This window comes from Litoribacter ruber (genome assembly GCF_018449405.1).
GTDB lineage: Bacteria > Bacteroidota > Bacteroidia > Cytophagales > Cyclobacteriaceae > Litoribacter > Litoribacter ruber.
In genome coordinates, this window is sequence record NZ_JAHCMY010000004.1 from 95,401 (window position 1) to 107,808 (window position 12,408).

Sequence of the window (12,408 nt, forward strand, 5' to 3'; positions counted from 1 at the left end):
CTTACTGTGAAACCATATAACAATGACTGATAAAATTAATTTCAATTATTTAGAATCCTATGCCCAAAAGGTTTCTGAATCCGTTTGCGACGAATATTTCCGCTCGAGGAAATATATGACCGGACAAGAAATCATCCAGCTTACTCCAAGCCAGCAGGTCAATTTGATGACCATTCGGTCTTTATTCAATGCCTGGCAGGAAGAAATGGAGGAATTGAAAAAAAGTCCCTATTTCGACTACCGTGATATTGCCGTTGACAATGCTCTGAAGGAATTTATGAACGTCCTGTCCCGATCCATCAAAGTGGAGAGAAGATACTTCGAGCCCCTACTCAAAGAGGCCGTGGAAGACACCATCATCCTGGCTATTGACCCCTTCATGTTTTTCAATATCCTTATCGACAAAGGTCAGGAGAACGAACAATATTATAAGGATTCCAAAAAGTACATCAAATGGCACCATGAACTCTTGACCCACTTGATGGACAAGGCATCCATGGGACTCACCGTGCCAGACCTGAAAATGGCCTTGCGCAACAAGTACCAGGCTATCCACCGTGACCTGGACAACCCGGAGATTTTGCTCAAACCGCTTAACCAGATCCAGCATTTGGAACTCATTCAGCTTTTTGAGGACAAATCCCACAACCCAACACCGGAAAAACCTGAACCAAAACCTGAACCAAAGCCTGAACCTCTACAAAAGGAACAAGTGACGGTAGAGGCAAAGCCAGTGGCTGTCAAAGAGCCTGAAATAAATGAAGAACAGTCCACAAACCCAGAACCTCAGCAGCCTAAAATGCCTGTTTCTGGGGAGAGCGAAAAGGAAATTGATCCGGCCTTAACCTGGGCCAAATTTGAATCTGAAACCTACAGCTACATGAAGGGCAGCATTGACACCCTCACAGATGGATTGGCCTTGAACCAAAAATTCATGTTTACCCGGGAGCTGTTTCAAGGCAACCATGACCTGATGAAGCATGCTTTGAAATCCATTGACAATTGTGACAGTTTTATGGAAGCGGTGGAGTTGCTCAACAAGCGATATGTGCATGAACTGAATTGGAACAAGCACTCCGAGGAAGTCAACGAATTTCTGCAATTAGTTTTCCGGAAATTTGAGAGCAAGTAAAAGTTAGGCAATTCTCGAAAAAATGAACAAAAAAAGAGTACACATGGCATGTACTCTTTTTTTGTTAATGTCTTCCCAATAATTGAATCCTGTGGGAATCCAGCTTTATAAATATAAACAACAGGATGGTAAAGGACCACAATGAAGATCCACCATAACTAAAGAAGGGCAACGGGATCCCCACTACAGGAAATAAGCCAATGGTCATGGCTATATTGATCGTGAAGTGAAAAAGCAGAATGGACATCACGCAGTAGCCGTATATCCTGGAGAACCGGGTCTTTTGCCTCTCTGCCAGAAACACCAATCGGATCAGTAAGGCTACAAACAATCCAATCATCACAGCCGACCCAACCCAGCCAAACTCTTCCCCAAGAGTACAGAAAATAAAGTCGGTATGTTGCTCCGGCACAAAATCAAATTTAGTCTGTGTACCTTCTAGATACCCTTTCCCCATAAAGCCTCCTGATCCAATGGCGATCTTGGATTGGGTCACATTCCACCCTACCCCAAGCGGGTCAAGGTCGGGATTAAACAGTACCATGATCCTGTTTTGCTGGTGATCTGGAAGTTTGGAAACGACATAATCCAAACTGTATGAATAGGCTATCACGATCAAGCCGATTGTTGTAAGTGCCGTGATCCTTTGCCAGGTTTTTTTCCCAATAAGAATCAAAGCTGCAATTACTACCCCTACTCCGGCTGCCAAGTAAAGGTTTTCTTCAATCCCCAAGGAAAGCAAGGAGATGGCCACAAAACTGAGGGCAAACACATAATACCTCTGGGGCATTCCTTCCCTAAAGAGCATGATACCAAATGCACTGTAAACCATCGCTGTGCCGGTATCAGGCTGCAGCATGATCAAAGCCACCGGCAGGGCAATGATACCCAATGCCCGCATCTGGAATTTGGTTTTGGAAAGGTCAAAAGTGGGGGACTCCATGAATTTTGCCAAGGCCAAAGCCGTAGCAAATTTGGCAAATTCCGCTGGTTGCAATCGAAACACCCCGATTTCAAACCATGCCCGCTGGCCGTTGATTTCTTTACCGAAAAAGGGCGTCAAAAGAAGGATAAACAGGAAAAACCCAAACAGGATCATACTGAGGTTGTCAAAAAGCCGGTAGTCGGCCACCATAATCACTGTAATAAGTAATATGGCCGTTCCAATCCATACTAGCTGCTTACCTGAGTTGATAGAAAAATCGAAAATACTCTTGGCTGCCTGCTCGTCATACACAGCAGCATAGATATTGAACCAGCCCATGGTGACCAGGGCTATGTAGATCAGAATGGTGATCCAGTCAATTTTGTTGATATATAAATCGTCCTGCCTCAATTAATAAAGAAATTTACCTGCTAACACATAATCCTCCAACGCCGGCCTGGTGATGTGGCCTCTGAGGTATTTTTCAATCATCAAACTTGCCGTACTGGCAGCCGCACGTCCGCCAAATCCGCTGTTTTCCACATATACCGCTATAGCGATCTGCGGATCTTCTTTAGGGGCAAATGCTACGAATACCGAGTGATCGGCTCCAGCCGGGTTCTGAGCTGTCCCGGTTTTACCGGCAATGGCGATATCCTTAATGATGGCCCGGTTGGCCGTCCCCATCAAGGCTTCATTCATCGCATCATGCACCATATCAAAATGGTGGGCATCTATTCCTACCTCCACTTTTGTCCTAAACTTCTCTGGAATATTGGCCCGCTCCCCATCGATGGTTTTCACCAAGTGAGGCGGATAGTACCAGCCCTTGTTGGCAAAAATAGCAGCCAAGTTGGCCATCTGTAGTGGAGTCACCAACATTTCACCTTGCCCAATGGATAGGGAGTAAATGGTAGAATACTTCCATCTACCTTCACCATAAATACGGTTGTAAAGTGCGCTTGAAGGGATTGAACCACCTTTTTCATTATTCATATCTATCCCCAAGGTCTGTCCCAATCCAAACTTCATCACTGACTCTCTCCACTGGTCGAGTCCGATCTGGGTATCTTTGAACGTGTTGCTGGAAACCTCCCTATTGATCATCTTACGGTATGCTTGGTGATAATAGGGGTTACAGCTATACTTGATAGCGCCAAATAAATTAGTTGGGTTGGGATGCGGGTGGCATTTTACCAAAGCTTGATTGCAGCTAAATACGGTATTGGTTTGCAAAACCCCTTCTTGTAGCCCTATAAGCGATTGAACCACTTTGAAAATGGACCCTGGAGGATACATGGCCATAATAGGGCGGTTGAAGAGAGGCTTGGTCTCGTCCATAGTCAGCACGCCGTAATTTTTTCCAAATCTAGATCCCGCAAGGATGTTTGGATCATAGCTAGGTGCGGAAATCATGGAAAGTATCTCGCCTGTTTTAGGCTCTATAGCCACCACGGAACCTCTTTTCCCTGCCATCAGTTTTTCACCATATAGCTGAAGCTCCAGATCTATGGTGGATTGGATGTTTTTACCGGCAAGTGAAAGGGTATCATACTCCCCTCCTTTGAAGGAGCCTTTGTCAATACCCCGGACATTGACCATTTTATACTTGACGCCTTTTTTGCCCCTTAGGTCATCCTCATAATATCTTTCCAATCCAGCCAGGCCCACATAGTCACCTTGCCGGTAATATCTGGTAGAATCCGCTTTCAGTTGGTTGCCGCTGATCTCCCCGATATAGCCCAAGGCATTGGCAGCACTGGCTTGGGGATAAGCCCTCACTGAGCGGGTCATCACGAAGAGCCCTGGATAATCAATCAAAAAATCCTGAATCCGAGCAAATTCAGCATTTGAAATAGCCTTCATCAAAGGGGAAGGCTTCACCCAAGAATATTTGCGGGCTGCCTGATATTTGTCGATAAGTTCCTCTTTCTCGATTTTAAAAAGCTGACAGAATTTCGCTGTATCCTTCACAGTAAATTCCTTGGGAATGATCATCAGATCAAAAACCGGGTTATTGTACACCAACAACTTATCATTACGGTCATAGACCAGCCCACGGTAGGGGTGGTCCACTACACGTTGGATAGCGTTTCTTTCGGCCCTTTTGAGGAAACTATCATCCGCTACCTGGATCAAAAACAGTTTCGTAAGAAGCACCCCCGCTATCAAAACAATGAAAGCTACTAATATAGCCGGCCTTGGATTGTTCATTATATTCCCCTCTTTTTCTTATAAAACAACATCTGGACTATTACCCCCAATATAAAAGTGAACGCCGCACTCGACACAGCCTTCATAATTACTGGAATATATAAATCAGTTCCCAAATTGTCAATATAGAAAAAGGCCAAATGATGAACTAATATCAATGGCAGGGCATAAGTCAAAAACCAGCCAAAACCCATGTTTAAAACAGTGGGATCCGTGTTGTCGTCAAACCCTCCAGTAGGGGTGTGGACGTTGAGCCAGGATTTTCTCAGGAATGCCACCAGCACCAAACTGGCCGTGTGCATACCCAAGCTGTCATAAAATATATCGATCGAAAAACCCAACAGGAAACTGACCAGCATCAAAGGAATGGTCTTGATTTCCAATGGGAATATCAATATGTAGATTACATACAAAAAGGCAAAAGCGCTACCAAATAGCACCACGTTTTTCAGCACAAAAGCCTGCACGGCCATATATGCAAAAAAACCAAGTATAGCTAATATGAAACTTCTGCTATTCATTTTGTACGCCTGACATTTGGTATAGGGAATCTAATTCTTCCTCCAATGGATTTTCAACCAGGTAGACATAGGTCAGCCTGCTAAACTCAGTGGAAAGATCTATGGTGATATCCAAGTAATTCGTTTCTGCACCCTTAGTGACTTCATCCACGATTCCAATCATGATCCCTTCGGGAAATACAGCATTGTAACCGCTGGTCACCACCGTATCGCCTTCAGATAGCATAACATGGCGAGGCACATAAAGCAATTTGGCCTTTCGGGTATTCTTGCCGTCCCATTTGGTAGACCCAAATACGGATGAGGATTTGACCTTGGAAGAAATAAGCAGTTCAGTGTGCAAAAGTGAAATTACCGAAGAAAAGTTCTCGGTAACCCCTTTTACCCGGCCAACTACCCCTTGCTCGTTAAACACCCCCATACCTTCCCGCACCCCGTGTTTGCGGCCTTTGTTTAGGGTGATGTGGTTTTGATTTAAACGGATGGAATTATTGATCACCTTTGCGGAGCGGAATTCATACTGACTGGCCAAAACGCTATCTATTTCAAGATAGGCGCTGTCAGCAGGCTGAATGGTTACAGAAAGTCTGCTGAGAAGCTCGGCGTTTTTTTCAGCCAACGCCTCATTGGCCGCCCCGAGGGTAAAATACCCCGTGACACCATCTCTTGCCTGCAAAACGGAGCCTGCAAAATAGTTGGAGGAATTGAAAAAAACCGCCCCCTGGGGGGAATTGTAGGAAAAGATCAGCCAAATGGCTAAAACCTCTAAACCGATAAAGATAAGAAATACGCGTAAGCTATATAGAAATAATAAGATGCGTTGCATTCAAACATCAGGTCATCAGGACGGTTCTGAAATTATTTATGTTTTTCAGGGCTGTACCTGTTCCTCGCACTACTGCCCTTAATGGATCCTCGGCAATGTGGATTGGAAGTTTTGTTTTCTGATGAAGCCTCTTATCTAAACCTTTGAGCAAGGCACCACCACCTGTAAGGTGTATACCATTATCATAAATATCAGCTGAAAGCTCTGGTGGGGCGATTTCAAGCGCCTTCAATACCGCTTCCTCAATCTTAGAAACAGACTTATCCAATGCAAAAGCAATCTCTGAATATGAAACTTTGATAACTTTTGGAATACCTGTCATCAAATCTCTTCCTCGGATTTCATAATCCTCAGGAGCATCGTCAAGCTCCGTTAAAGCTGATCCAATAGCAATTTTGACTTTTTCAGCAGAGCGCTCCCCAATCAAGAGATTGTGTTGTCTTCTCATGTAATCCAAGATATCCTTGGTAAAAGTATCCCCAGCTACCCGAATAGACTGATCGGCCACAATACCTGAAAGGGCAATAAGAGCAATTTCAGTAGTACCACCCCCGATGTCTACAATCATGGAACCCATTGGCTTTTCGATATCAATACCTATACCGATAGCAGCAGCGATCGGCTCATATACCATATACACCTCCTTGGCACCCGCATGCTCCGCGGAGTCACGTACGGCACGTTTTTCCACTTCCGTAATCCCTGAAGGTATACAGATTACCATACGGTGGGATTGTGGGAACATGCTTTTTTTGTGACCTGGGATCATTTTGATCATCCCGCGAATCATCTGCTCGGCAGCATAGAAATCAGCAATCACACCGTCTTTCAATGGCCTGATCGTCTTGATGTTTTCATGCGTTTTTTCGTGCATGTTCATCGCTTCGCGTCCTACGGCAAGCACCCTATTGGTGGTTTTGTCGATGGCGATGATGGATGGCTCATCCACCACAATTTTATCTTTATATATAATCAAGGTATTGGCTGTACCTAAATCTATTGCTATATCACTTGAGAAAAAGTCAAATAATCCCATTCTTGGTTTGTGCTTTTATTTGATGTTAGTTGAACGTTTTAAAGTTAGCACTCTAAGTGCTTAAATAAAACGGAGGAGTGCAAATTTATTACCTTAATTTAAAATTTAAATGGTAAGACGCGATTTTTTATTTTAAATTTTTAAGCCTTTAAGCACCTGCACAAAATTGATAATCAACCATTTGCACATCAATAACATTTTATACTGTTTAAATGGCATTTTACACCACCGTAATGCTTTGTACTTATCAAAGACAGATTTCCTGCAAGCTTTCCTCAAGATTACTTTCGATTCGAAATATTAAATTATTAACTTTGTTTCCTACCCAAATACACCCCCCTATCATGAACGAAAGGTATATGCAGCGAGGCGTCTCCGCTTCCAAAGAAGATGTCCACAAAGCAATTTCCAAACTTGACAAAGGGCTGTTTCCCCACGCTTTCTGTAAAATAGTAGAGGACACGCTTGGCAACGACCCTGAGTATTGCAATATCATGCATGCCGACGGAGCAGGCACCAAGTCCTCCCTAGCCTACCTATATTGGAAGGAGACTGGCGATATGAGCGTATGGAAAGGCATTGCCCAAGATGCTATCATCATGAATATTGATGACCTGCTTTGCGTAGGCGCCACCAATAATATCCTTGTATCCTCTACCATTGGCCGTAACAAGAACCTGATCCCCGGAGAAATCATCTCTGCAATCATTGAGGGAACCGAAGAAGTGTTGCAAATGCTTCGCGACAACGGAGTGCACGCTGTACTTACCGGCGGCGAGACTGCGGATGTGGGTGATTTGGTGCGAACCATCATTGTAGACAGCACCGTGACAGCCAGAATGCGTCGGGAGGATGTAATATCCAACGACAGAATCAAAGCCAATGATGTGATTGTAGGTATTTCATCTTTCGGACAGGCAAAATATGAAAATGAATACAACGGCGGAATGGGCAGCAACGGTCTGACCTCAGCCAGACATGATGTTTTTAACAAAGTCTTGAAAAGCAAATACCCTGAAAGCTTCGACCCGGCTGTTCCGGATGAACTAGTTTATTCAGGCAAATATAATTTGACAGACCCAGCCCCTGGCTCCCCTGTCGACATTGGGAAGCTGGTACTATCCCCTACCCGAACCTATGCGCCAATCATGGCCGAGGTGCTCAAGTACCTCAGACCAAAAATCAACGGTTTGGTTCATTGCAGCGGTGGAGCTCAGACAAAAGTCCTCCATTTCATAGACAACCTGCATGTCATCAAAGACAATTTGTTCCCAACCCCGCCTCTTTTCAACATCATTCAGGCAGAAAGCCAAACTGATTGGAAAGAGATGTATAAAGTTTTCAACATGGGCCACCGGATGGAGGTATATCTGGATGAAAAATATGCTGAAGAGGTGATTGACATTGCTGAATTTCACGGGGTGGAAGCGCAGGTTATCGGCCGCGTGATGGCTGGGGAAGGCAAGAAGGTAACCATCTCTGGCCCCCATGGTGACTATGAATACACTTCATAATTAATTTCATTTGAAAAGCATACTTAAAATACTGGCCTGGATTTCAGGCCTTTTACTTTTGCTTGTAATCTTTTTGCTAGCTCCAGTAGATCGCACAGATTACAGGGAAAAGGATTATTATGCTCAAATGATGGAGAAAATCTCGGAGTTAGAACCTGAGGTTTTTTCCAATGATTTTTTGTTAGGCGGCTGGGGCAAAGCCAACATGACTCCCCCCCAGGCCGTTGACCTCGTGGGGTACAAACCTCGCGGCCCCTATGAATTTGTCCAGGACAGTTCCTACGTAAAGTCTATTTTAATCAGCAACAATCATCAGACTATAGCTTTTTTGAATTACGAGCTGTTGATTGTCCATCCCCATCTTGCTAAAGCGGTTAAATCTGCCATTGATGAAAAGAACTTGCCCATTGACCAAGTGGTATTTTCCGCAACCCATACCCATAGTGGGATGGGAGGATATATACCAGGGATTATGGGCAAGTTGGCTTTTGGTGGATATGACGAGGAAGTGGTGGACCACATGGTCAATTCCAGCCTTAAGGCTATAAATATAGCGATGGAGGCTATGGATACCCTAAATATAGGCTTCAAAAAAACCCCCCTGCCAGAAGGCGTAAACAATCGCTTAGTTGAAAAGGGCATAACAGACCCCTATCTTAGACAGTTGGTCATAGAGAAAACTTCTGGTCAGAAGGCCACCTTACTAACCTACACCGCACACGCCACCGGTATACACAGCGGTTTTATGGGTCTTTCGGGCGATTATCCATTTTACCTCATGGAGGCCTTGGAAGAGGATCGTTACGAAATGGCCCTTTTCAGTTCGGGAGCGGTGGGCAGTCACAGCCCAAATCTGCAAGCAAGGGAGGTGGAAAAAGTGAAACTATATGCAGCCGACCTGGACAGTATGCTGAAAGTGAGATCAGAGCCTTCTTTTGAGTCGATAAAAGGGGGAGACATGTGGGTAGCGGACCTTTCCATGAATCTTCCAGCAGCCCACTACCGCGTTTCCGATAATATCAGGCTGCGGCCATGGGTCTTTAATTCATTATTTGGGGAAACTAACGCAAATATCAACATTTCCAAAATAGACAATATCCTCCTCCTTTCTACTTCAGGGGAGGTATCGGGCATGTTTATGGAAAAATGGGAATCCCTGGCCAATAAACACGGACTTCAACTCATCGTCAGCACTTTTAATGGCGGGTATACGGGCTACATCATCCCCGACGAGTATTATGATCTCCGACACCACGAAGCCCGGGATATGAACTGGTATGGCCCCCACGCCGGTTCCTATTTTGACGAGGTGTTCACCAAGATTATCCAGAAGGCAGCGGATGTAGCTCACTGAAGCAGACGTTTCTGATATCCTAGTCCTGCCGAACCTGTCCAAGTACCTCACCACCCACGATGGCAGGTTAAGATTTGGATTAATCAGGGATCAATTCCAGATCAGCTTCGGATTACCATCAGATTTATATGTAAAAAATACAAATCAAATGTAGTTTTTAATTTTACTGATAAAGGCTTAAGGTCTCCTGACAATGACGAAAGGCTAAGGTAAGGGCTTGAGATCTATAGAATGCTTTATCCTGCCTACAAACCCTCTCAAAACAAATCTTTCCCATTTCATCTTATTACCAGAAGGCCATACATTTTTTCAATGGTCTGGTGTACCGTGTTTAAACTCTTTTCGAATAACAAATGAAAAACTTCTTTCAATCCATTTCAGGCATCAAATCAATCTTAAAAAACCTGGATATAGAAAAGCTGAACAAGCTATCCCAAAAAGTTGACCTCAATGAGATGATGGGGGTCGTATCGGCCATGAGCGATGAGGACCTGGCCAAGATGATGAAAATGATGAAGTCGGGGGGCAAGAAAAAGGAAATCCCTCCGATCAACGGGGACTTTTATGAATTGGGAAAAACCCTTCCTGAGAATGAAAGGGAGATACAGCTAAAAGTCCGGGAGTTTATGGAAAAGGAAATCCGGCCTATTGCCAATGAATACTGGAACAAGGCCGAATTTCCCATGCATATCATCCCAAAGATGGCAGAGCTCAATATAGCGGGCCTAACCTATAAAGGCTATGGCTGTCCGGGGCATTCGGCCCTTTTGGAAGGGTTTCTGGCTATGGAAATGGCTAGAGTCGACACTTCCATTTCCACTTTTTTTGGGGTGCAGACCGGCTTGGCGATGGGCTCCATTTACTATTGCGGATCGGAAGAACAAAAGCAGGAGTGGCTACCTAAGATGCAGAAAATGGAAGTGATTGGCGCATTTGGGTTGACCGAGCCGGAAGTGGGCTCTGCCGTAGCGGGAGGACTTACCACCACCTGCAAGCGGGAAGGGGACGAATGGGTGATTAACGGCCAAAAGAAATGGATTGGAAATGCTACCTTTTCGGATATCACCATCATTTGGGCGAGAGACTTAGATGATCAAAAGGTTAAAGGTTTTATCGTAAGAAAAGACAACCCAGGCATCCATCCTGAAAAGATGGAAAATAAAATGGCCTTGCGGACAGTTCAGAACGCCTTGATCACCTTAAAGGATTGCCGGGTCCCAGAAAGTGACAGGCTGCAGGAAGCCAATTCCTTCAAAGACACATCTGTAGTATTAAAAATGACCCGTGCCGGGGTGGCTTGGCAGGCTGTAGGCTGCGCAAGGGGCGCATATGAAGCAGCCTTGAAATATACCAATGATCGATTCCAGTTTGGAAGACCAATCGCAAGCTTTCAATTGGTCCAGGACCTACTGGTGACCATGCTGGGAGATCTTACCGCCATGCAGACGATGGTGACTCGACTTTCCATCATGCAGGACAATGACGAGTTACTGGATGAGCATGCGTCCTTGGCAAAGGTGTTCTGCACACTCCGGATGCGGGACATTGTGGACCAGGCAAGGGAATTATTTGGAGGAAATGGGATTTTATTGGAGTACGACATTGCCAGGTTTGTGGCAGATGCTGAGGCCATCTATTCCTACGAAGGCACCAAGGAAATCAATTCCCTCATCGTGGGAAGGGCGATTACTGGCCACAGTGCTTTTGTTTAATCAAACACAAATAAAATAACCACGGAGGACCAGAGGGCTCAGAGAGGAAGGTTAAACAAAAAGGGGCTGTAAGGCTTGTAACTTTTTTATCGGCGCGAACCTGTGGTGATTTCAATTTTTATCAGGCCTAAAAAAGCAGCAAAATAAACGGCAGCATAAAAGCTGCTTCCATCTTCCTTCTGGCTTGGCTGCTATCAGGCGAGGGCTTGATGACTTCCAGGCAATGAATCAGACTTGTTATTAGGATTACGCTGATGTGCATATAAAAATAGGAAAACAGTATCCAATAGAGTGAAAGGTTATAAATTAGTGTTATTATCATCAGCCAAAACAGCAACTTTTGAACCCTCTCCTTTCCCAAAAACGTCACTAGGGAGACAAACCCATCCTGTCTATCGGATTCCGCATCCATTATAGACAAAAGCCAAAGGTTCATCAAGGCAACTAAAAAATAGGCCAGTCCCAGCAACCAAAAAGCCCTATTAACTCCCTCATCCATTCCCAACAAATAGGGCACTAGCATGATCCCCACAGTATAGAACACCGCAATATTAAACTCTTTCAAAAAGGCCAGTTTACTGAAAAGATATTTGATCGCCAACATATTTCCCACAATCAACCCACCTAACAAAATAGCGGAAACAGAAATAAGCGAAACATCGAGCAAATAATAGGCAATCCCCGCTCCCACAATAACCACCACACCTAACACTATACATAATTGGTTAGAATATACTTGGTGGAATCGATGGCGTTCAGTTGATGCAGTGCCCCCTACCTGCCGGGCATCCAGAAGATGATCCAACGTATAGATGCTCCAAACAGCCAAACCCATAAGCAGGTAAAACAGCAAATCGAGATGCAAGCCCAGAAGGTGTGCAAAAAAATACATCCCCGCGCAAGCCCCCAGCACCACATCCAGTGAGAGCCATTGAAGGAGGCGAAAAAGGCTGTTGGAATCCAGTTTGCGAAACATCCGCTAAAGTTAACATTCTAGACTCAGCTTTAGGCAAATGCATTTGATTACTTATGGGTTAATAGAATATTGAAGCAGGCGAACAAAGGCTGCGCTCGGGAAATAAAACGGGGCAGAAACCTATAATAGAGAGGGTTAAAATAGAGGATTTCCCGAACCTAAATAGAATACAACCTGCATTCCACTCCGTACCCACTC

The 12,408-nt window shown here is 44.6% G+C and carries 10 protein-coding genes; 4 read left to right on the forward strand and 6 right to left on the reverse strand.

Going from position 1 to position 12,408, the window contains the following annotated elements:
* Positions 1–22 precede the first annotated feature (22 nt).
* On the forward strand, positions 23–1,132 hold the full coding sequence (locus KI659_RS09230; protein ID WP_213945061.1) for a hypothetical protein: 1,110 nt from the start codon (positions 23–25) through the stop codon (positions 1,130–1,132).
* Positions 1,133–1,196: 64 nt separating this feature from the next.
* Here the strand turns inward: KI659_RS09230 and rodA are convergent, their stop codons facing one another.
* From rodA to KI659_RS09255, 5 genes are read right to left on the reverse strand one after another with little or no spacing between them, the layout of a single operon-like run.
* Positions 1,197–2,468 carry a rod shape-determining protein RodA gene (rodA, locus tag KI659_RS09235; RefSeq protein WP_213945062.1) on the reverse strand — a complete coding sequence of 424 codons (1,272 nt, stop codon included), beginning with the start codon at positions 2,466–2,468 and terminating at the stop codon, positions 1,197–1,199.
* Positions 2,469–4,271 (reverse strand): penicillin-binding protein 2, encoded by a 1,803-nt coding sequence (gene mrdA, locus KI659_RS09240; RefSeq protein WP_213945063.1) that lies wholly within the window; start codon positions 4,269–4,271, stop codon positions 2,469–2,471. It lies immediately after the preceding gene.
* The gene (locus tag KI659_RS09245; RefSeq protein ID WP_213945064.1) at positions 4,271–4,792 is read right to left on the reverse strand and encodes a rod shape-determining protein MreD; all 522 of its coding nucleotides are present in this window, start codon (positions 4,790–4,792) and stop codon (positions 4,271–4,273) included. Before KI659_RS09245 ends, mrdA begins: the two co-directional genes overlap by 1 nt.
* Positions 4,785–5,618 carry a rod shape-determining protein MreC gene (gene mreC, locus KI659_RS09250; RefSeq protein WP_213945065.1) on the reverse strand — a complete coding sequence of 278 codons (834 nt, stop codon included), beginning with the start codon at positions 5,616–5,618 and terminating at the stop codon, positions 4,785–4,787. The genes KI659_RS09245 and mreC overlap by 8 nt, the downstream gene beginning before the upstream one ends.
* A gap of 7 nt (positions 5,619–5,625) precedes the next feature.
* On the reverse strand, positions 5,626–6,654 hold the full coding sequence (locus KI659_RS09255) for a rod shape-determining protein (protein WP_035076270.1): 1,029 nt from the start codon (positions 6,652–6,654) through the stop codon (positions 5,626–5,628).
* A gap of 344 nt (positions 6,655–6,998) precedes the next feature.
* Between KI659_RS09255 and KI659_RS09260 the strand changes: the two genes are divergently transcribed.
* From KI659_RS09260 to KI659_RS09270, 3 genes are all read left to right on the forward strand, one after another.
* On the forward strand, positions 6,999–8,168 hold the full coding sequence (locus tag KI659_RS09260) for an AIR synthase related protein (RefSeq protein ID WP_213945066.1): 1,170 nt from the start codon (positions 6,999–7,001) through the stop codon (positions 8,166–8,168).
* A gap of 10 nt (positions 8,169–8,178) precedes the next feature.
* On the forward strand, positions 8,179–9,522 hold the full coding sequence (locus KI659_RS09265; protein ID WP_213945067.1) for a neutral/alkaline non-lysosomal ceramidase N-terminal domain-containing protein: 1,344 nt from the start codon (positions 8,179–8,181) through the stop codon (positions 9,520–9,522).
* 353 nt (positions 9,523–9,875) lie between these two features.
* Positions 9,876–11,234: an acyl-CoA dehydrogenase family protein gene (locus tag KI659_RS09270; protein WP_213945068.1), complete on the forward strand. Its 1,359-nt coding sequence runs from the start codon at positions 9,876–9,878 to the stop codon at positions 11,232–11,234.
* Between the two features lie 127 nt (positions 11,235–11,361).
* Here KI659_RS09270 and KI659_RS09275 read toward each other — a convergent pair whose 3' ends face one another.
* Complete coding sequence (locus KI659_RS09275; RefSeq protein WP_213945069.1) at positions 11,362–12,210, reverse strand: UbiA family prenyltransferase; 849 nt, start codon at positions 12,208–12,210, stop codon at positions 11,362–11,364.
* Positions 12,211–12,408 lie beyond the last annotated feature (198 nt).